The sequence below is a fragment of the Streptomyces oryzae genome (assembly GCF_017676365.1).
Lineage (GTDB): Bacteria > Actinomycetota > Actinomycetes > Streptomycetales > Streptomycetaceae > Streptomyces > Streptomyces oryzae.
The window spans coordinates 1-20,762 of the sequence record NZ_JADKMA010000096.1 but is presented as its reverse complement, the minus strand read 5'-3'; the positions used below and the strand labels follow the sequence as shown (position 1 = coordinate 20,762).

Genomic DNA, 20,762 nt, shown 5'->3' with positions numbered 1-20,762 from the left:
CCTACTGCTTTGTCTCGCGGCGTTGTCCCGCGTGACAAGACTACAAAGCATCTACGTTCCGCGAGATGCCGTCGTACTGCGATACGGCGAGCGGCCGTACTGCGATACGGCGAAGGGAGCGGCCCCCGGGTCCGGGAACCGCTCCCTTCGTCACGTACTAGCGGGCACCCGCCGCGCCGCGGCGGATGCCGAGGCGTTCGACCAGTGCACGGAAGCGCTGGATGTCCTTCTTGGCGAGGTACTGCAGCAGGCGGCGACGCTGGCCGACCAGCAGCAGCAGACCACGGCGCGAGTGGTGGTCGTGCTTGTGGGTCTTCAGGTGCTCGGTCAGGTCGCTGATGCGACGGGAGAGCAGCGCCACCTGGACCTCGGGGGAGCCGGTGTCACCCTCCTTGGTGGCGAACTCGGAGATGATCTGCTTCTTCGTCGCGGCGTCGAGAGACGACACTCGTACTCCTCAGGGGTTCGGGCCGCCGAGCGCCCCTGGTCTGCTTCACAGGGGAGTCTTCGATACTCGGGAGGCCGGTACAGGGTACCAGTGGCTAGCTGGTGAGACTGCGGGCCGCCGAGTAGACGTTCATCACCGCCAGGCACAGCGGCACCAGCGTGAGCAGCACGAACGTCTCGAGGATCTCCACGAACCGGCCCCAGAAGGGAGTCACGCCCTTGCTCGGGACGGCCAGCCCGATGGCGACGGCCAGCACCGCGGCACCGGCGAGCGCGGCGCTCAGCCACACGGTCCGCAGCGCGTCACCGCCGGCGGGGAAGTCCCCCGCCAGGCCGGCGCCGAGCAGCAGCAGCGCGACGAGACCGGCGATCAGGGAGCTGCTGACCTGCGAGGTGTAGCGGAAGAGGCGGGCGCGCAGCAGCATCGCGATGCCCGTCGCCAGCGTGAGCAGCTGCCCCCAGCCGGACGGGGAGAAGCTGAGCACCGCTGCGGAGGCGACGACCACGGCCGCGCAGCCGCCGACCAGCCCGACCAGCAGCTCGTGACCGCGCCGCGCCTGCGCCGCGATCCGCTCGGCGTCGATCGGCCCCTGGGTCTCGGGCGCCGCGTCCGGGTCGGCGTCGTAGTCGCTCATCTGGGTGCGGGTGGCCTCGAACCCGATGGGCAGCCGCGCGAAGCGGGTCGAGAGCCCCGGCAGGAACGCCAGCACGCCGACGGCGACGGGCGCGCAGATGGCGGCCGTCTCCACCGGGCGCAGGTCGGTCACGATGGCGATGAAGGTGATCACGGTGCCGATGGTCGCGGTGAAGGCAGCGGCGACGAACGGGCCGTCCCCGTTGGGGGTGAGCGCGATCAGGATCGTGGCGGCCAGCAGTACGGACACACAGCCGAGCAGGAACTGCAGCCTGCCGATGCCCAGGCCGTCCTCCAGCGGCAGCAGGCCACTGCCCGCCACCATCAGATGCGGCATGGCCGCCAGGCCGAGCGTGACGGCGCTGGGCCGGTCGTCGTAGACGCGGGCCCGTACGGCGGACAGCGCAAGCAGCAGCACGCCGGTGACCGCGGCCAGGACGCCCGCCAGGCCGTGCATGTCGTGCCCTGTCGGGTCGGAGAACCACAGCACGACCGCCATCAGCGCCAGCAGCACCCCGCCGCCGATCAGCCCGGCGGCGCGCAGCATGCCGTCGCCCCACAGCCGGCGGTCGCGGGTGACCGCTGAGGCGACCGCGTCGGAGACGTCGTCGAAGACGGCGGGCGGCAGCGACTCGGCGAACGGGCGCAGGCTGAGCACCTCGCCGTCCAGGATGCGCTGGGCCGCGAACGAGCGGGAGCTGTCCAGGACCGTGCCGTCGCGGCGCACCAGGTGGTAGCCGACGGGCGCGCCCTCGGCCGGGCTCTGGCCGGAGAGCCGGAGGATCTCGGGGTAGAGGTCGGCGACCGGGATGTCCTCGGGGAGGGCGACGTCGATCCGGCTGTCGGGCGCGACGATGGTCACCCGGCTGAAGCCGGTGTCCAGGGCCGACCCGGCCGCCCGGCCGGACGGACCGGCCGCACCTCGGGCACCGCCGGAGCCCGGCTGCCCGCCGGATCCGGTGGCCGCGGCGGAAGCCGTCGTACTCACCTGTGTGTCCCCCTCGAAGAGCCTGCTGGGCGGCTGCCGCGGTCATGGCGGCAGCGCGCGACACCCTACCGCTCCCGGTCAACTCACCGTGCCACTAGGATCACCAGCCGCGGAGGGGGCCGTCCAGAGGGAGTCGCCACGGGGGTGCCGGCACCGAACCGTTCCTTCCGCACCAGGGACGCGGGGCGCCCAGGGGCAGCAAAATGGGGCCGGGGGCCTGGTCGAAAATGGGGTCCCTTACGCAGGAACCCGGCGCGGGGCCCGACGGGAACCGGCATGGGCCCGACGTAGGAACCCAGGGAACGCAAGGGAACGCAAGGGAAATTGGTGCGCGAGTGACCCAGATCGTCGTCAAGCGTCCGCCTCGGGCGTTGCCTCCCGAAGTGCCCGCCGAAGAGCTGCGGTTGGAGCCGCCGCCCGAGCTGCCCAAGAACAAGCAGGAGGGCATGTGGATGCAGCTCCTGCCGATGCTCGGCATGGGCGGGTCCAGCGTGTACTTCCTCATGCCCGGCATGAACTCCCACCCGATGATGAAGATCATGGGTGTCCTGATGCTGTTCTCGACGCTCACCATGGTCATCGCCATGATCGTGCGGATGCGCCGGGGCACCCAGGGGGAGATGGCGCAGTCCCGGCGCGACTACCTCAAGTACCTGGCACAGACCCGGCGTACGGTCCGCAGGACGGCGCTCAAGCAGCGCGACGCCCAGTTCTATCTGCACCCCGCGCCCGACCAGCTGTGGTCCCTGGTGGCCGAGGGCAGCAGGGTGTGGGAGCGACGCCCCTCCGACGTGGACTTCGGGCAGGTGCGCGTCGGGCTCGGCGTACAGCAGCTGGCCACCCCGCTGATCAGCCCGGAGACGGCGCCGGTCGACGAGCTGGAGCCGCTGACGGTCGGCGCGATGCACCAGTTCATCAACACCCACGCCACCCTCGGCGGGCTCCCGATGGCCGTGTCGCTGCGCGCCTTCTACCACATGACCGTCAGCGGTGACCCCGACTCGGTGTACGCCGAGGCACGCGCGCTGCTGTGCTCACTCGCCGCGATGCACTCCCCCGAGGACCTGGTGATCGCCGTCGCCGCGAACCGGGAGTCCTACCCCGCCTGGGACTGGGCCAAGTGGCTGCCGCACGCGCAGGCCAAGGACCAGGCCGACGGGGCGGGAGCGCGGCGGCTGATCGTCGGCGACACTCTGGAGCTGGAGGAGCTGCTGGCCGCCCGGCTGGAGGGGCGGCCCCGGTTCAGCGCCGGCGCGGATCCGTTGCTGGAGCAGCCGCACATCGTCGTCGTCCTGGACGGCACCTCGGTACTGCCCAACTCGCTGCTGGCCGCCCAGGAGGGGCTGCAGGGCGTGACCATCGTCGAGATCGTCCCCGGGGACATCGACGTGGCGCGCGGCGGTCTGTCGGTCGTCGTCAACCCGCGCATCCTGCGCCTGGAGTCGGGGCAGGGCATGGTCTACGAGGGGACCCCGGACTCCCTCTCCTACGAGGCGGCCGAGGCGGTGGCGCGGCAGCTGGCGCCGCTGCGGGTCGGCTCCGGCGACGACGGCGACGAACCGCTGCTGGCCAAGCTGGAGTTCACCGATCTGCTCAGCCTGGGCGACGCCGCCTCGGTGGACGTCTCCCGCACCTGGCGGCCGCGTTCGCAGGCCGAGCGGCTGCGGGTGCCCATCGGTGTGGGCGAGGACGGCCAGCCGGTGATGCTCGACCTCAAGGAGGCCGCGCAGGACGGTATGGGCCCGCACGGGCTGTGCGTGGGCGCGACCGGTTCCGGTAAGTCGGAGCTGCTGCGCACCCTGGTGCTCGGCCTGGCCGTCACCCACTCCTCTGAGACGCTGAACTTCGTCCTCGCGGACTTCAAGGGCGGTGCGACGTTCGCCGGTATGGCGCACATGCCGCACGTCGCCGCCGTGATCACCAACCTCGCCGACGACCTGACCCTCGTCGACCGGATGGGCGACTCGATCCGCGGCGAGCTCAACCGGCGCCAGGAGATGCTGCGCGACGCCGGCAACTACGCCAACATCCACGACTACGAGAAGGCCCGCGCGGCCGGAGCCCCGCTCTCCCCCATCCCCTCCCTCGTCCTGGTCATCGACGAGTTCAGCGAGCTGCTCACCGCCAAGCCGGACTTCATCGACATGTTCATCCAGATCGGCCGCATCGGCCGCTCGCTGGGTGTGCATCTGCTGCTCGCCTCGCAGCGGCTGGAGGAAGGGCGGCTGCGCGGCCTGGAGACCTACCTCTCCTACCGGGTCGGACTGCGCACCTTCTCCGCCGCCGAGTCCCGCGCAGCGCTGGGCGTGCCCGACGCCTACCACCTGCCCTCGGTGCCCGGTTCCGGTTATCTCAAGTTCGGCACCGACGAGATGACCCGTTTCAAGGCCGCCTACGTCTCCGGCGTCTACCGCGCCGGCGGCGGCGACCTGCCGGCCGGCCCACTGGCCCCGAACCGGCGGCCCGTGCTGTTCACCGCGGCCGAGGTGCCCGTGCAGCGGCCCGACCCCGATCCTGAAGCTGCGCCGGTCCCCGCCCAGCCAGCCCCGAGCGCCGACGACGACGCACTCGCCGACACCGTGCTGGACGTGGTCGTACGGCGGCTCGAAGGCCAGGGCACGCCGGCCCACCAGGTGTGGCTGCCGCCGCTGGACAGCGCCTCACCACTGGACGAACTGCTGCCGCCGCTCGCCCCCGTGGAAGGCCGTGGCCTGGCCGCCGTCGACTATCCGCGGCAGGGGCAGCTGGTCGTCCCGGTCGGGCTGGTGGACAAGCCGTTCGAGCAGCGCCGTGACCCGCTGTACCTGGACTTCGCCGGAGCCGCGGGCCACATGCTGGTGGTGGGCGGCCCGCAGTCCGGCAAGTCCACGCTGATGCGCACCCTCATCTCGTCGTTCGCCCTCACCCACACACCCGCCGAAGTGCAGTTCTACGGGCTCGACTTCGGTGGCGGCGGCATGTCGGCCGTCGCCGGGCTGCCGCACGTGGGCGGTATCTCCTCCCGCCTGGACCCGGAGCGGGTGCGCCGTACGGTCGCCGAGGTCTACGGCATCCTCAACCGCCGCGAGGAGTACTTCCGCGCCAACAACATCGACTCCATCACCACCTACCGCAGGCGCCGCGCCCGCGGCGAGATCACCGACCAGCCGTGGGGCGATGTCTTCCTCGTCATCGACGGCTGGGGCAACTTCCGCAACGACTACGAGGGCCTGACCGACATCGTCAACGACATCGCGGCCCGCGGTCTCGGCTACGGCGTCCACCTGGCCATCACCGCCTCCCGCAACATGGAGGTCCGTGCGGCCCTCAAGGACCTGCTGATGAACCGGCTGGAGCTGCGGCTCGGTGACACCATGGACTCCGAGTTCAACCGCAAGGTCGCCGCCAATGTGCCGCCCGGCGTACCAGGGCGCGGGCAGACGATGGACGCGCTGCACTTCATGGCCGGCGTCCCGCGGATCGACGGCATCGGCTCGGACGACGAACTCGCCGACGCCAGCGCCGAGATGTGCAACACCGTCGGCGCGCACTGGCAGGGCAGCCCCGCGCCGCAGGTCAGGCTGCTGCCCCGGGAGCTCCCGGTCGCCCACCTCCCCGGCGGGGGCGAGCATCCCGAGCGCGGGGTCGCCTTCGCCATCGACGAGAACAACCTGGAGCCGGTCTTCGTCGACTTCGAGACCGACCCGTTCTTCCTCGTCTTCGGCGAGAGCGAGTCCGGCAAGACGGCGCTGCTGCGGCTGCTGGTCAAGCAGATCACCGAGCGGTACTCCGGCGACGAGGCGAAAATCGTCGTCGGCGACTACCGGCGCTCGCTGCTCGGTGCCATCCCGGACAGCCATCTGCTGGAATACGCGCCGATGTCCAACACGATGGAGACGCATATGAACGCGCTCCGCGATCTGATGGACCGGCGCGCGCCCTCCTCGGACGTCACCCCGCAGCAGCTGCGTGACCGCAGCTGGTGGACGGGCCCGCAGATCTTCATCGTCGTCGACGACTACGAGCTGGTCGCCACCTCCAGCGGCAACCCGCTGGCCGTCCTCACCGAGCACCTCCCCTTCTCCCGCGATGTGGGGGTGCGGTTCCTGATCGCGCGCAGCAGCGCCGGCGCCTCCCGGTCGATGTTCGAGTCCTTCATGACCCGCATCAAGGAACTGGGGGCACAGGGCGTGGTGTTGTCCGGCGACCCCTCGGAGGGCGACCTCCTGGGCAACGTCCGGCCGCACCCCATGCCCCCCGGCCGCGGCTTCTTCGTCTCCCGCAAGCGGGGCACACCACTGGTGCAGTTGGGCTGGCTGCCGGACGAGACCTGAGCACCTGATCTGTGATCCGTGATCCGGGCACGTGGTCGCACCGCGTCCACGTAGGCTGACACTCCGAAACCGTAGGCCGGAGGAAGGAGAACTGCTGTGGGTACTCAGCAGGAAAAGGAAGAGCTGTACGCCATGGACATCTCCGACGCGGTATGGGAGAGCGCCCCCGGCAGCCCCGACGAAGAACGCGTAGAGATCGCCCACCTCCCCGGCGGCGCCGTCGCCATGCGCAACTCGAAAGAGCCGGACGTGGTGCTGCGGTACACGGCCGCGGAGTGGGAGGCGTTTGTACTGGGGGCGCGGGATGGGGAGTTCGATCTGGAGCCAGGGACGCACAGTGGTGGCGGACCGCAGGAATAATCGCTCTGCGGTGCAGCCGCACGCTTGGGAAAACACTGAGGGTGGGTTTCCGTGGAAAACCCACCCTCAGTGTGTGACGGATTCTGATCCGTTCAGGACCGTCAGATCCTGCCGTGATCCTGGAACCACTTGGCGGACTTCATGTCCGTTGCCTGGTAGCCGTCCTTGCTCAGACGCACGGCCTGGGCGATCTGCATCAGGTTGAGATGAACAGCGGAGACCTCCGTCTCCCACTTCTTCATCGTCGCCTGGTAGGCAGTCTTCGCCTCGCCCTCCCACACCGCGGAGATCGCCCTGACCTCACGCTCAATCTCGTCAAGGTCGCTCTTCAGGTTCTTCGCCTGCTTATCGATGGCGTCAGCCGCGGCATCCAGGCTGGCATAAGTTACCTTCAGCCCTTCCTCATACGTATTCGGCATTACCTTCCTCCCTGAGATGTTTTTGTGCCGTCCGTGAAGACCGCCGATATGGCCTCATCTCACGAGCGGTTGAAAGAGCCTTGGGCTATGCCTCAGTTCGACGGCGGAGCCGAGTACATGTCGAGCTTGGAGCCGGGCTGCCCCCCGGGGCCCACTCCGTATCCGCTGCTGTTGTCCGCCACGTCGATACCGCGAAGGGCTTGCGCGATGTCGTCCTCATTGAGACCGGACGCCTTTCGGGCGGCCTCGATACCTTCAAGGAAGTAGGCCAGCAGCCGGTTGAGTGAGGCCATGTGGTTGTTGATCTGGGTCTGCTTCGCGTTGAAGGCACCCGCACCAATGCCCCTCCAGTGCGTCTCGATCGAGTCGATGACACCCTGGAGCCCCTTGACCTGGCCGTTGATGTTGCCGAGCTTCGTTACGAGCCACTCCTCCTTCTTACGGAGTGACGCATCATCGAGTTTCTGGTCCGCCATGCTCCTCGTCCCCTTCGTGAGTTCTGAACCTCGTCATATCGCCGCTTTCGGTCTACGACTATGACGCCCACTGTCACTGCGCTAGTTCCGTCTCAGACGTACGGCAGCGAAGCCGCACCCCGCGAGGATGATGACTCCTACTGCGACACCGGCGGCGGGCAGGAGCCAACCACCGTCCTCCTTCTTGGACTTCGAGTCTGCCACCTTTGCCCTGCCAGAGGCAGCCTCTTTGTTCGAGTCGTCTTTGCCGGAGCCCTTGGCATGGGAGCTCGGCTCCTTCGACGACTTGGTGTGGAGGGTCCGCTCCCCGGTGAGCGGACTGATGTCGGGGTCGCCGGGGTCGCCCTTGCCCTCCAAGAGGTTGATGCGAGGGCGGACGGCGCCGTAGCCGACGTACTTGCTGGGGCGATCCGCCAGGTCCCCCGTCTTCATCAGCACGCGGAGAACCTGGTTCGCCGTCCAGTTCCGGTGGTGCGACCAGATGAGGGCCGCGGAAGCCGAGGCGATGGCGGTGGCGGCGCTGGTGCCCCCCTGGGGGCAGTACCTTTCCTTCTTCCCGTCGCACCACCCAGGAAGGCCCACGGCCGGCCCGGAAAGGACGGTCTGGTCGCCGTAGGTGGAGTAGTCAGCGACCTTGCCCTTCCGATCGATGCCCCCTACACCCGCTACATTCGGGTAAGCGGCAGGGTAGTTGATGCGATTCCCCTTCTTCGCATCATTCCCAGTTCCGGCGAGCAGAAGCTTTCCCTTCTTCTCCGCATACTCCACCGCCTCCTTGATCTTGGGGTGAGGAGCGCCCGCCACAGACAGGTTGATGATGTGAGCGTCGCTGTCAGCAGCTGCCCTGATGGCTTCTCCGAGATGTTCCTTCCTCGTGTCGGCGCCTTTCATGCCTTTCAAAGTGGTCCGGATCGGGATAATCTTCGCGCCTGGTGCGAGACCCTTCAGAGTTCCGCCTTTCCCGGAGCCTGCGATGAGTTCGGCCATCGTCGTTCCGTGGCCGTCATCATCCCGCGTTTCATCGCCAGGAGCGCCGGAGACGTCCTTACCGGGAAGCACTCGGCCTCGAAGGGACTGGGTGGACGGATCGACTCCGCCGTCCACGACGGCCACCTTGATACCCTTGCCGGTGCTGACCTTCCACATCTTCTCGGCCTGCATGGGCTTCAGATGCCATTCCTGGGACTGAACGCCATCCGCGAGGGCAGCCGGAGCCGCCCCGGTCAGGAACACCGTCCAGGCTCCGACTGCCACAAATCCAGTGAAGAGGCGACGCTTTGTTTGCTGCTTTCGAGATGTTGCCGTCATGGTCGCTCTCATTGGATTACTCGATCACCGGCGGCACACTGCCACGCCGCTCAGCCGATCCGTTCCGTTCGCCTTCCGACAGATAGCCCGGGCGACGCTCACTCTCGCGCTTCTCGCGCTTCGAGGAAGGGGTCGTCGGCTGACCACCGACTACCAGACCCCCGCCTCCGGGGATGAAGCCACGCGAGTTGCCGTCTTGCTCCGAGGCGCCGTTGCTGGGCTCTCCGAGGACGCCGTCCCGGTTGGTTGCCGCCTTCCGGGCGGATGAACCACCTCCGCCGCCGGTGCCGGTTGATCCCTCCCCCAAGCCACTGACCGGCGGGACCACGCCCGGGGGGCGCCGAACTGCCGAGGCTCCTTGTCCGTCGATGACCGTGCCGCGAGGCGCCCTGGGCCCCGAGGGCCTTGAACCGGAACCGGGATTGCTGGGGGTACCCCCCACAATTCCGCCACGTTGGGTGGCCCGACCGGCGCCGGGGCGGGTGCCGCGCGCACCGGCGTTCGGGCCCGTCGAGGCGGGGGGAACACCCATCATTCCGGGACGCCCGAGTCCGCGAGTCCCGTTGTTGGCAGCCTGCTGGCCTGTCTGTGCAGGCACGGCCGGACCAACGACAGGGCCTGGCCTTCCCGGGCGCCCGATGGGACCGTTCGGGCTCGTCGGTCCGGTGCGTCCTGTGGTCGGCGGCGGCACGAACGGACGTGGCGCGCCGGTGCGGCCCGTGGTTGGCGGCACGACCGGCCGTGGCGGTCCGGAGTTGGGGCCCGGTCGACCGGGCAGCGGAGGGCCGCCCGGCGGAACGAAGGGGCCTGGACCGGGGCCGGGGGGCGGGCCACCAGTCGGCAGGCCGGGCTGGCTCGTCGGCGGCATCTGGGGCGGGGTGCCAGGATCCATCGGCTGCACCACGGGAGCAGGCGGGCCGCTGTCGATGTCCGTAGCAACAGATGTGCCGAGGTGGTCCTCGGCGAGAGGGCGACTCGCGATGGGGTCCGCTCTTCCGATCGTGCCATCGCTGCCGGGTACATAAGCCGCCGAAGGAGCGTCCCTCTCAGAGGCTGGACTTCCAGCAGCGTGGGGGGCAACTGCTGCCGACTCCGGGGCAACTCCCTGGCTAGCGTCTCCAGGCGAAGGACGAATATGTCCCGGAGGCGCCGACGGCACCCCCACATCCGGGATCGCCGAGAAGGTCGGCTTGTCTTTTTCCGCGGCCTGGATGTGCTGGAGCGCCACCTGGTAGTAGGAGCTCAGCTTGGTCATCTGGGCGATGGCCTCTTTGCGGAGTTCTTTTCGCTTGCGGCCTTCCTCCGTGGAGTCGTCATCGATCTCGGGGGCAACGTGAGGGGGAAGATTCTTGCTGCCCTTCTGTGCCGCCTTGTCGTCGCCCGGGTCCCGCTCGGGCATCGAAGCCTTGACCATGGCGAGGCCGACGCCCGCGCCTTTGAGGTGTGAGCCGACGGTGGCCGCGTACTCGCTGAGCTTGACGGTGTTCTTGCGAAGGTTTATCCCCCACTCGTGGAAGGCCCGCTTCGCTTCGCCCTCCCAGTCCGCCTCGGCCTCATCGAAGTGCGTCTTCAGCTCCCTCTCGGCCGCCTTGATGGCACGGGCGGCATCCCAAAGAGCCTCCCCGACATCCTCCAGGTCCTGAGGGGCGGAGGGTTTGACCAGGTCAACCATCTGGTTGAGGCGGTAACTGTCGAAGGGGGTGATGGGGCCCTTGGGCGCATTCGGTGCCAGCAAAAGGGGCGCACCGGCCGTGTAGGGGAGCAGGGGGTTCTGATCCGGCTGCCAGAGAGGGTTGTACGCCATGGGAATGGAGGCGTCCTTCGGCATCTCGTCAGCCGAGAAACCCTTGCCGGAATACGGGTCAACCGGCTCGTTCTTGTCGCTCTTGCCACCCATGGGTCCTCCTGTTTCCGGGCGTAAGCAGGCAGTCAGAGGCCGGTCTTGTCAGTGTTGCCACCGTGCTTCTCGTCCGCAGGCACGTCGCCATCCTGGTGGTGGCCCTTGTCGCCACCAGGGTGCTGGCCCTTGCCGTGGTGCTTCGCCTTCTCTTCCTGGGCCGCAGCCCTGGCGTAGATCTCCCAGAACCGGCGCTTCTCTTCGTCCTCCAACTGGTCGAACTTGCCGTCGGCGATCTTGACGGCGATGCTCATGGCATCGATCTGGTCCCGGAGGCTCTTCGAGAGGCTCGTCAGGGTGTCGTGCACCTCGTTGTACTTGGTGAAGAGATCGTCGGCTTCGAAGAAGAGAGCGCCCTCGCCGCTCAATGCCCTTCTGGTGAGCCGTTTCGCATCAACCTTGTGCTTGGCCCCGGGGGAACCGTCCAGCTGCGTGATCACACCGTCGATGCGCTTCTTCAGCTTCTTCAACGCTTCGACGCGCCGCTCGAGGTCGGGTTTCGACGTCGGTCCCTGTACGGGCGGTGGCGCCCCCTTGCCGTCCGGCCCCGGTCGCCCCATGGGCTCCCCCCTTCTGCCCCGTTTCGCGTGCCTGCTCGTCGGTCTCCGTCGGGATTCTGTGGGTCCCGTCGAACAAGCGCTCATGTCACTGTAGTAGCTGGGGATGGTTCATCCCAACTGCAAATGACGTGCTGACAGTTGCTCGTAGCAGGACCGTAACGTCTGACGGATGTGCGGCACATACCTTTCTAGCAGCGGGCAGTGACAGCGGCAGGAGCGGCGGTCAGCTGCTTGCCGTCGGGTGCTTGCGGCGGCGCCAGTCGCGGTAGACGAGGGAGGTGCCTGCGACTACTGCGACGAGGGTGCCGCCGCCTACAAGGACGTAGGTTCCGAGCCTCTCGTTCCGTTCTTGCTCGGTTTCTCCCAGTTGAAGCTTGGCCGGTGTCGGTTTTTCGGCCGTCTCGACGCCTTCTCTGGCCACAGGGTGGTCGATGCGCTTGTCGTCCTCGGTCAGGGCCGCCACCGGGTCGACGACACCCCAGCCGACGAGGCGGTCGTGGCCGGGGATCGAGCGCTCCGCGGTCTGCTCGATCTGGGCGACGATGTTCTGCTGGGACCACTTGTCGGGGCCCTTGTTGTGCTTCGCACGGAGGAGGGCGGCGACACCCGCCACATAGGGGGCGGAAAAGCTGGTGCCGTTGTCGACGCAGTGGCCGCCCTTGGGGACGGTGGAGACCATGTCGACGCCGGGCGCGGCCACATCCACGAAGTCGCCCGCCTGCGAGAAGGGGGCGCGTTCGTTGTTGCGGTCGGAGGCGGCGACGGCGAGGACGCCGGGGTAGGAGGCGGGGTAGGTCTTCTTGTTCTTGCCGCCCAGGCCGTCGTTGCCCGCCGAGGCGACGACGACGACGTCCGCCTGCACGGCGCGCTGCACCGCCTGTTCCAGTGCGGAGTCCGGCTTCAGGGCCTCGGCGGTGTCCTGAGAGATGTTGATGACGTCGGCGCCGGCTTTGACGGCGTAGTCGATCGAGTCGGCGAGGCTGGCGGCCGTACCGCTGCCGTTGGCGTCGTTCTGCTTGATGGGGATGATCGTCGCCTTGGGGGCGAGCCCCACGAAACCGGTCTTGCGGGCCGGGCGCGCAGCGATGATGCCGGCGACCTTGGTGCCGTGGCCGACCTCGTCGGTGGTGCCGTCGGCCTTGCCGCGGGGTGTGGCACGGCCCGTCTCGTCCTTCTTCGGCTTCTTGGGGAGCAGGTTTTTGCCCGCCTTGGCGTCGACGGCGTCCTTCAGTTGCTTGTTCGTGGTGTCGACGCCGGTGTCGATGACGGCGACCCGGACGCCCGCTCCCTGGTCGGTGTCCTTCCACAGCTCGTTGAGCAGGACCCGCTGCAGCGACCACGGACGGCCGTCGTACGGCTTGGCGGGGAAGCTGCACTGGGTAGTGGTGTCCGCGGAGGCGGGCTGGGCGATGGTGACCGTCAGCGCCGAGGCGGTGACAGCTGTCGCGGCGGCCATCGCCGCCAGGCGGCGCGCGCCCCGGAGTGCCGTGCTGCTGAGCCGTACCGGGCTGCCCAGCACCATCTTCCCGGCTGCCACCATCTTCCGGCCCGCCACCGTTTTCCGGGAAGCCACCATCTTCGGGGCCGACACCGTCTTCCGGGCCGACATCGGCCGGCTGCTGTTGGGCGTCCTGTCGGGCATCCTCGTCACCCCGCCCTCAGGAGCCCTGCGGCTGTTGTGCGTCGCCGGTGGACAGGCGTGGTCCTGTGGGCAGGAACGCGGCCCATTCGGCGGGGATGGGCGCCGGCTTGACCTTCTCGTAGCCGAGCCTGCGCTGCGCGTTCTGGCTCTCGGACTGCTCCTGCTGCTCTTTCTTGGACTTCTTGCCGTCCTCGCCGATACCGGAGTCGCCCTGTTCGCTGTCGGTGTTGTTCTGCATGGCGTAGCGCAGTCCGGTGTCGGTCACCAGGAAGACGCCGCCGTCGCGTGGGCTGCGGCCCTTGAACTGCCGGACGAGCTGACCGGTACCGGGTGTGACGTACGCACTGGAGGTGCCGGCGGGGAGTTGTTCCGGGAACTCCTTGCCCGCCCAGGTGCTCAGCGTGGTGGCACCGTTCTTGCCATTGACGTCGCGCAGGACGTTGCAGACGACGTTACGGCTGCCCGAACGGGTGCTGGCGGAGTTGACGGCGTAGCTCCTCTCCCGTGGCCACTTCAGGGAGTAGCCGAACGAGCCGGAGGCGGAGAAGGCGCTGGGGTTGACCTTGATGGCCTCGCCGTCCTGGTTCAGCGGCAGCAGCTGCTTGGAGGCCAGCAGCAGCTGCGCCATGAAGTCGGTGATCCGCAGGACCTTGCCGGACAGTACGACGTAGTGCTGCATGTGGTTGCCCGAAACCGACTTGATCACGGTGCCCACCTGGTTGGTGTTCGGGTCGAGCCCGGAGATACCCGCGTCGGAGCCGATCCGGCCGGGGACCTGGGGGAAGGAGATGTGGTGGCCGGTGTGCAACGTGGCCAGCCACTCGCGGGAGACGCGCTGCGGCTTGCGGTCGCCCACCAGGATGGTCAGCAGTGTCCTGTCCTGCGCGATGCGGTACTTCCGGCCGGACTTGTCGACGACGTACAGCCGGTCGTCGGGGCCCTGGACGAAGGCGAGCTCACCGCCGCGCAGCCGGTTCTTGCCCTCGACCTTGTCCTTGTCCCGGTCGGCCAGTACGAACGCCGCCTTCTGGACGGCGCGGTCGCCCTGGCTGGGCCGTTCGCAGACTGCCCAGCGCTTCTTCTCGCCCGCCTCGCCGGCTTCGGGGAGCCGGTCGGGGGCGTAAGGAATGCCGAGGGTGGCGCCGTGTGGTATGTCGCCCTTGTCGAGAACCTTTTCGTCCACCTTGACGACCTCGCCCTTGCCTGGATCCAGGAGGAGCTTGGCGGAGGCGAGATTGAGCACCGGGTGGAGCTGGGCCTTCCCGTTGGTCTCGAGCACCACATAGCGGGTGGTGGACTCGGAGCCGATGATGACCTTCTCTTTCGGCGTGTCCCAGCCTTCCGGAGCCTTCGGTTTGAACATCCCCCAGGCACCGAAGCCCGCGAGGATCAGCGCGCCGACGACAATGCCGGGCAGGATGCCGCGCAGCGGGCGGGGGGCGCCCTCCTCACTGCCTGTCGGTGACGGCTGGAGAAACGCCGCCACCAACCGCTTCTTGGCGAAGGTGTAGGCATTGAGCTCGTCGCGCCGTGAAGCCATGAGTGAAAGACGCTCCCCTGAAGTCCCTGCTGTCCCCCGCACCGCCCGGTCCTGACGGGCCCTGACGGCCCCGGCCGGCCCGGAACGGTACCGCTCGTCGGTCCGCCGGGCAGCGCCCGCGTGCGCTGCCGATTGTCGGACCGGGCACCTACTATGCCGGTTGGGGGTTGCGTTGTGCCGCTCCGGTATCGTGATCGCCCGCCCAACGCCCCCGACGAGTGGGGTGAATTCGGACATGAGGGGGCCTTCTCGGATGGGATCTGCGACGCGGGCGCGGGGTGCGGCCGGCACCGCGAGGCGCTCCGGGCCGGGTGCGTCCCGGCACCGGGGAGCCGCCGCATCCGCAGCCGGATCACCGCAGCCCAGGCCCCGGGTCCCCGCCTCCACGACGCTGCGCACCGAGTCGCGCACCAGCCGTCTGGGGCCGCTCCAGTTGCAACAGCTCGTGCTGCTGGAGCTCGCCGGAGCAGTCCTGTTGATCGCCGCGGTCATCGACCGGCTGATGCTGGTGCCCGCCGTCGTGGTCGCCGGCGGGCTGGTGGCGCTGGCGGTGATGCGCAGGCACCAGCGCTCGGTCCACGACTGGTTCGGCACTCTGCTGGCGCTGCGGGCACGCAGGCGCACGGCAGCTCAGCCGCTGACGCCCGCGATGGTGCTGGACGCGGAGGGCGAGCGGATCGACGCCAGCTTCCTCCCACTGGTGGAGTGTGCGCCGGCGCTGCGCACGTACGCCTACATCGACAAAAAGCGGCGCACCATAGGGATGCTGGGTGACGGCACGTTCCTGACGGCTCTGGTGCGGATAGAGGCAGCCCCCAGCGCGCTGCGTCCCGCTTTCGGGTCGCGTGCCCTGCCGCTGGAGCTGATGCACGACGCGCTGGATGTGGACGGCATCGCGCTGGAGTCCGTCCAGGTGGTGCAGCACGTCCAGCCCGCGCCGGCGCCCCATCTGCCGGAGCAGTCGGTGGCGCGTCGCAGTTATGGGCCGTTGCAGGAGCAGACGGGGTCACCCGCACTGCGGCTGACGTGGGTGGCGCTGAAGTTCGATCCGGAGCTGTCTCCGGAGGCGGTCAAGGCACGCGGCGGCGGGCTGGAGGGCGCACAGCGCTGTCTGGTGCGCGCTGCCGACCACCTGGCCAGCCGGGCCACCGGTGCGGGTTTTGTGGCGACGGTGCTCAACGAGCAGGAGCTGATAGCCGCGGTGGCGACCTCGGCCTGTGTGAGCCCGGTGGCCACGGCCAGGGCGAGCCGGCCGGACGCGGCCCCCGCACGGCGTACTGCCGAGTCCTCGCGCTTCTGGCGGTGCGACGACCGCTGGCACACCTCGTACGGCGTCGGCCGCTGGCCCGAGCTGGGGCGCGCCGCGACTCCGCTGCCGCGTCTTGTGGCGCTGCTGACGTCCGCGCCGACGCTCACGACGACGTTCAGCCTCACGCTGGGCCGCTCGGCACGGCGCAGTGCGGTGACGGTCAGTGGCCATGTGCGGCTGACGGGCCGCTCGGACAACGAGTTGGCGGCAGCCCGGCGACAGCTGGAGCGGGCGGCGCGCTCGGCGCGGGTCGGATTGGTGCGGCTGGACCGGGAGCAGTTGCCTGGCGCCTTGGCAACGCTGCCGCTGGGGGGTGTGCGCTGATGGTGAGCCGCTATACGCAAGGGATGCTGGGCCCGCGCCGTACGGAACACGCCGTGCCCGCCGGCCACTTGGGCGCCCTCTCGCTGCCCATCGGCGACGACGGTGTGGTGGTCGGAAACGACGCGGAGGGCCGCCCTCAGGTGATCGGCTTCCACCACCCGACCCCGTACGACGTGGTCCTCATCGGCGGCCTGTGGACTGCCCAGGTGCTGGCGCTGCGGCTGGCCGGGACGGGCGCGCGGGTCGCGGTGGAGACGGGGCGGGCGCAGGTGTGGACGAACCTGGTGCAGGCGGCTGGCGCCGGCCAGGAGTGCATCACGCTCTACGACGTGGGGCGGGTGCCGCCCATGGGCCCCACGGTGAGCAGTCCGGTGCTGGTGATCCGGGACTGCGGAATGCGGCCTCCGCGCGGTCGGGTGGCGGCCATGCCGTGGCAGTCGGTGCTGACCCTGCTGCCGTATCTGAGCCCGGTCGCTCCCCGGCTGCTGCGCAGTGCGGCGCTGTCCGGCATCCAGCGGGTCTCGCCGGACGAGGCACAGCAGATCGGGCGCATCATGCAACTGCCGCGCCAGGAGGTGGAGGCGCTCTCCACCCTGGGCGACGGAGTCACGCTGTGGTGCACACAGCGCGAAAGACAGTACGCGCTCACGCAGCCGACAGACGCGGAATCGGGGCTGCTGGGAACGCCGCGGCGGCTCGACTGACAGCAGTTGGGAGCACTGCGGCGGCTCGACTGACAGCAATTCGGAACACCGCGACGGCTCGACCGGCACCAGTCGCCCACGAGTCGCGCACGATCTGGACCGACGCCGGTCACAGGACCGCCCTGCCCGCGCGGCAGTTGCGATGATTAGGCTGGACTGACGCGCGTGGGCGGGCGCGCGACAAACACGGGGTGAATGACCACAGCAGGAGGCATTGTGAGCAGCGACCGGGACGAGATCCGCGTCCGCGGGACCATGCCCGGCTCCGACCAGCTCGACGCGGAAGCGGATGCCGAGAGCGAGCCGGAGTCGACGGGCCAGTTCACCATCGACTACACGCCGCCTGCCTGGTACACCCAGGACGCGGCCAGCAGGCCCGAGCCCCAGGCGCCGCCTGTGAGCACGTCGGCTCCGGCGGCCGGACGGGACGAGCAAGACCACCAGGGAGACCACTCGGCAGCCGACTCGGACTTCGGCGGTTCACGTTTCAACGACGGTGGCTGGTGGGCGAGTTCACCGGCGCCGTCGGCTCCGCCCGTCCCCCCGGCCGCGAACGCAGCGCCCAGCGACGGCTACGAGTCGCCTGGGGCCACAGAGTCTTCTGGGGTGCCTGGTTCGTACGACGCCGAGGCGCCGTCGGCCGACCTGCCCGCGTTCCCCTCGCTGAAGCCGTTCAGCGAGCAGCGGGGAGGGGAGACGGAGGACGCGGCGGAGGCAGCTGGGCCCTCGGAACCGGTCGAGCCGGTCGAGCCGGAAGGGCCGGAAGGGCCGGAAGGGCCGACGGAAGTGGACGGCCGCGGGGCCGAGCGGGAAGAGCCGTTCGCCGCCACGTCGGCGGCTTCGGCCACTTCGGCCACTCCAGGCCCTTCAGACGCTGCGGGTGCTCCGCCGGACGCGGACCCGGATGTTGACGTCGACGCGGATGTCGACGTCAACGTGGATGTCGACGTCGACGCGGACGTTGCGGTCGTCCCGGAAGTGACTGCCGACGTGGACCGTTTCCCGGCGGCGGACGAAAGGGCCGGCCGGGAGCCGGGGAGCGAGCCCGCAGCCGGCGCGGCTGACGACCTGGGGCCTGACTCCTTCGGTTCGGACGCGGCCCGTTCGGAGGGCCGGCAAGGCGAGCAGGAGTCCGAAAATGAGGCCTCTTCGCGTGCTGCCTCGCCGAGTTGGCGAGCACCGTCGCCATCCGGGACCGAGCCTCGCTCAGGGTCGGAGCCGGAGCCCGAGTCCGAGACGGAGTCCGGGGAGGTGACGCGCGATCCGGATGAGCCGGCGGCCCCGGAGGGCTCCGACATCGCGGGGCCGCAGGGCCCGGGCGAGGTCGAGGACGGCGCCACCATGAAGTTCTCCGCATCCGCGCTGCGCCGCGAGATCGCTGCGTATGCCGCTCAGGCGGAGCGTGACAACGACGACGCCGCGAACGCGCCGCAGGACAGCGACGGCCGGCAGGACACCGACCGCGTGTCCGCTGTACCCGACAGCGGTGCGGGCGCGGCGGAGCCGCAGGATGCGATTCCGGCCGCGTACGACTTCGACTTGGCCGCTCCCTCTGACGAGGGCCGGTACGCCGGCACACCGTCCGCACAGGCACCCGCGGAGCCCCGGGACGCGGAGCCGCAGGACGCTGTGCCGCCCCACCCCCTCTCCCCCGCTCCTCCGCAGGAGGCGGGCCCTTGGCCTGCCTCGCCGGGCGAGGGCGGCGGTGGCACCGCGGGAGGCGCGCAGGAGCTGCCCCCGCTGCCGCCGGACTTCCAGCCTGCTGCCTCCGCACCGCCGCAGGGCACCGCGTGGCAGGGTGCGGCGCCTCAGGAACCGCAGCAGCCCCACGCCCCGCAGAGCCAGGCCCCGCACGCCCCGCAAGCCCCCCAGGTCCCGCAGCAGGCCCAGCCCTCGCAGCAGGCACCGCAGACCCAGCAGGCACCGCAGGCCCACACGCCGCAGTCCGCCCAGCAAGCAGCACCGGAAAGCCGCTACGGCTACCCGCAGGCGGGTCACCAGCAGCCTCAGCAGCCACAGCCCCAGAGCAGCGGCGCAGGTTCAGCACCCACCCCGCAGCAGCCGGGCCCTCAGGTGCCGGGCCAGCCCCAGCCCGGCCAGGCCCAGCCGGGTCAGCAGTACCAGCCTGCGCCGAACCAGCCCGGCCCGCCGCACGGCCAGCAGCAGACCGGCATGCCCCCTCAAGGGCACGGGCAGGGCCAGGCCCAGGGGCCGGCGCCGGCGCAGGGCCAGCCGCACGGCCAACTTCCCGCCCAGCAAGCTCAGACCGCCCAGCAGGCCCAAGCCCAGGCCCACTACCCGGCCACGGCTCACCAGCAACAGGCCCAATACCCTCACACAGGGCCCCAGGCACCGGCACAGCAGCAACAACCTGCCCAAGCACAACAGCAACAGCAACAGCAACAGCAACCAGCACAATCACCGGCCGCGCAGGCACCCGAACAGGCACAGCCACCGACACAGGCACAACCGCCCGCACAGGCGCAGCAGCCCCCTCCTCAAGCACAGCAGCCCGCGGCCCAGAATCAGCAGCCGCCCGCGCACGCACAGCAGCCTCTGCAACCGAACCCCGGTGCTGTCGACCCGCGCCGGGTGGACCAATCGGGTTCACCGCTTGGCTATACGGCGGCAGTTGAGCTGTCCTCGGACCGGCTGATCAACAACAAGAAGAAGCCGCGTCCCCAGTCGGGCCACAAGAGCTCGCGGTTCAAGTTCGGCGCCAAGAAGGAGGAGGCCGAGCGGCAGCGCAAGCTGGATGTGATCCGTACGCCGGTGCTGTCCTGCTACCGGATCGCCGTCATCAGCCTCAAGGGCGGGGTCGGGAAGACGACGACCACGACGGCCCTGGGCTCCACTCTCGCCAGCGAGCGCCAGGACAAGGTGATCGCCATCGACGCCAACCCGGACGCCGGCACGCTCGGCCGCCGGGTGCGGCGCGAGACCGGCGCCACCATCCGGGACCTGGTCACGGCGATCCCGTACCTCAACAGCTATATGGACATCCGCCGGTTCACGTCCCAGGCGTCGTCCGGGCTGGAGATCCTGGCCAACGATGTCGACCCGGCGATCTCGACCACGTTCAACGACGACGACTACCGCCGTGTCATCGACGTACTGGGCAGGCAGTACCCGATCATCCTGACGGACTCGGGGACGGGGCTGCTCTACTCAGCGATGCGCGGGGTGCTCGACCTCGCCGACCAGCTCATCATCATCTCCACGCCGTCCGTCGACGGTGCGAGCAGCGCCAGTACGACGCTCGACTGGCTCGCCGCGCACGGCTACTCGGAGCTGGTGCAGCGGAGCATCACGGTGATCTCCGGGGTGCGCGAGGTCGGCAAGATGATCCGGGTCGAGGACATCGTGGCGCACTTCGAGACCAGGTGCCGCGGCGTGATCACCGTTCCGTTCGACGAGCATCTGTCGGCGGGCGCCGAGCTGGACCTGAACATGATGCGGCCGCGTACGCGCGAGGCGTACTTCAATCTGTCCGCGATGGTCGCCGAGGACTTCGCGCGCGCCCAGCAGGAGCAGGGCCTGTGGACGGCCGACGGCAACCCGCCGCCGCAACTGGCCCCGCCGATGCCAGGGCAGGGCGGCGTCCCGGGACAGGCCGCACAGCCCGGACACCCCGGTGCTGCTGCCAGTCCGCCACCGGCGCAGCAGCAGCCCCAGCAGCCGTACGGTCCTGGCGGGGGTTACGGGTATCCGGGTCCGGGGCAGCCCGGCCAGCAGTACCCGGGACAGCCCCAGCCCGGCAGCGGCTGGCAGCAGTAGCGGCAGGCCGCACGGCAGCCGGAGGGGCAGACAGTACGACAGCCGGAGGGGCGGCGGACAGTGT

At 69.5% G+C, this 20,762-nt stretch carries 14 protein-coding genes; 5 read left to right on the top strand and 9 right to left on the bottom strand.

Going from position 1 to position 20,762, the window contains the following annotated elements; all coding sequences use genetic code 11:
• Positions 1-157 precede the first annotated feature (157 nt).
• Together rpsO and eccD are read right to left on the bottom strand one after the other, a co-directional pair.
• Positions 158-448, bottom strand: a complete 291-nt coding sequence (rpsO, locus tag ITI46_RS19350) for a 30S ribosomal protein S15 (RefSeq protein WP_016470189.1) — start codon at positions 446-448, stop codon at positions 158-160.
• Between the two features lie 94 nt (positions 449-542).
• Positions 543-2,069 carry a type VII secretion integral membrane protein EccD gene (eccD, locus tag ITI46_RS19345; protein WP_209240920.1) on the bottom strand — a complete coding sequence of 509 codons (1,527 nt, stop codon included), beginning with the start codon at positions 2,067-2,069 and terminating at the stop codon, positions 543-545.
• A gap of 335 nt (positions 2,070-2,404) precedes the next feature.
• Between eccD and eccCa the strand changes: the two genes are divergently transcribed.
• Together eccCa and ITI46_RS19335 are read left to right on the top strand one after the other, a co-directional pair.
• The gene (gene eccCa / locus ITI46_RS19340) at positions 2,405-6,382 is read left to right on the top strand and encodes a type VII secretion protein EccCa (RefSeq protein WP_209240919.1); all 3,978 of its coding nucleotides are present in this window, start codon (positions 2,405-2,407) and stop codon (positions 6,380-6,382) included.
• 96 nt (positions 6,383-6,478) lie between these two features.
• Positions 6,479-6,742, top strand: a complete 264-nt coding sequence (locus ITI46_RS19335) for a DUF397 domain-containing protein (protein ID WP_209240918.1) — start codon at positions 6,479-6,481, stop codon at positions 6,740-6,742.
• Positions 6,743-6,843: 101 nt separating this feature from the next.
• Here the strand turns inward: ITI46_RS19335 and ITI46_RS19330 are convergent, their stop codons facing one another.
• From ITI46_RS19330 to eccB, 7 genes are all read right to left on the bottom strand, one after another.
• Entirely contained in the window at positions 6,844-7,161 is a 318-nt protein-coding gene (locus ITI46_RS19330) for a WXG100 family type VII secretion target (RefSeq protein WP_209240917.1), read from the bottom strand.
• Positions 7,162-7,253: 92 nt separating this feature from the next.
• Positions 7,254-7,637 (bottom strand): WXG100 family type VII secretion target, encoded by a 384-nt coding sequence (locus tag ITI46_RS19325; RefSeq protein WP_209240916.1) that lies wholly within the window; start codon positions 7,635-7,637, stop codon positions 7,254-7,256.
• An 81-nt stretch (positions 7,638-7,718) separates the two neighbouring features.
• Positions 7,719-8,945, bottom strand: coding sequence for a S8 family serine peptidase (locus ITI46_RS19320; RefSeq protein WP_247746237.1), 1,227 nt, complete (start codon positions 8,943-8,945; stop codon positions 7,719-7,721).
• A 16-nt stretch (positions 8,946-8,961) separates the two neighbouring features.
• On the bottom strand, positions 8,962-10,842 hold the full coding sequence (locus tag ITI46_RS19315; protein ID WP_209240914.1) for a WXG100 family type VII secretion target: 1,881 nt from the start codon (positions 10,840-10,842) through the stop codon (positions 8,962-8,964).
• Between the two features lie 32 nt (positions 10,843-10,874).
• On the bottom strand, positions 10,875-11,402 hold the full coding sequence (locus ITI46_RS19310) for a DUF2563 family protein (protein ID WP_209240913.1): 528 nt from the start codon (positions 11,400-11,402) through the stop codon (positions 10,875-10,877).
• 223 nt (positions 11,403-11,625) lie between these two features.
• Positions 11,626-12,924: a type VII secretion-associated serine protease mycosin gene (mycP, locus tag ITI46_RS19305; protein WP_209240928.1), complete on the bottom strand. Its 1,299-nt coding sequence runs from the start codon at positions 12,922-12,924 to the stop codon at positions 11,626-11,628.
• Between the two features lie 136 nt (positions 12,925-13,060).
• Positions 13,061-14,584, bottom strand: a complete 1,524-nt coding sequence (eccB, locus tag ITI46_RS19300; RefSeq protein ID WP_209240912.1) for a type VII secretion protein EccB — start codon at positions 14,582-14,584, stop codon at positions 13,061-13,063.
• Positions 14,585-14,837: 253 nt separating this feature from the next.
• Here eccB and eccE point away from each other — a divergent pair, with 253 nt between their 5' ends.
• From eccE to ITI46_RS19285, 3 genes are all read left to right on the top strand, one after another.
• A complete protein-coding gene (eccE, locus tag ITI46_RS19295) occupies positions 14,838-16,217 on the top strand; it encodes a type VII secretion protein EccE (RefSeq protein WP_209240911.1) in 1,380 nt (459 codons plus the stop codon).
• Positions 16,217-16,921, top strand: coding sequence for a hypothetical protein (locus ITI46_RS19290; protein WP_209240910.1), 705 nt, complete (start codon positions 16,217-16,219; stop codon positions 16,919-16,921). The genes eccE and ITI46_RS19290 overlap by 1 nt, the downstream gene beginning before the upstream one ends.
• Before the next feature lie 216 nt (positions 16,922-17,137).
• Positions 17,138-20,698, top strand: a complete 3,561-nt coding sequence (locus ITI46_RS19285) for an SCO5717 family growth-regulating ATPase (protein WP_307808235.1) — start codon at positions 17,138-17,140, stop codon at positions 20,696-20,698.
• Positions 20,699-20,762: the final 64 nt, after the last annotated feature.

What these genes read in the sequence shown, in the direction of transcription:
- ITI46_RS19330 (WP_209240917.1), bottom strand. Translation starts at nt 7,161, where the DNA reads ATGCCGAATACGTATGAGGAAGGGCTGAAGGTAACTTATGCCAGCCTG.
- ITI46_RS19325 (WP_209240916.1), bottom strand. Translation starts at nt 7,637, where the DNA reads ATGGCGGACCAGAAACTCGATGATGCGTCACTCCGTAAGAAGGAGGAG.
- ITI46_RS19320 (WP_247746237.1), bottom strand. Translation starts at nt 8,945, where the DNA reads ATGACGGCAACATCTCGAAAGCAGCAAACAAAGCGTCGCCTCTTCACT.
- ITI46_RS19315 (WP_209240914.1), bottom strand. Translation starts at nt 10,842, where the DNA reads ATGGGTGGCAAGAGCGACAAGAACGAGCCGGTTGACCCGTATTCCGGC.
- ITI46_RS19310 (WP_209240913.1), bottom strand. Translation starts at nt 11,402, where the DNA reads ATGGGGCGACCGGGGCCGGACGGCAAGGGGGCGCCACCGCCCGTACAG.
- mycP (WP_209240928.1), bottom strand. Translation starts at nt 12,924, where the DNA reads ATGGTGCTGGGCAGCCCGGTACGGCTCAGCAGCACGGCACTCCGGGGC.
- eccB (WP_209240912.1), bottom strand. Translation starts at nt 14,584, where the DNA reads ATGGCTTCACGGCGCGACGAGCTCAATGCCTACACCTTCGCCAAGAAG.
- eccE (WP_209240911.1), top strand. Translation starts at nt 14,838, where the DNA reads ATGGGATCTGCGACGCGGGCGCGGGGTGCGGCCGGCACCGCGAGGCGC.
- ITI46_RS19290 (WP_209240910.1), top strand. Translation starts at nt 16,217, where the DNA reads ATGGTGAGCCGCTATACGCAAGGGATGCTGGGCCCGCGCCGTACGGAA.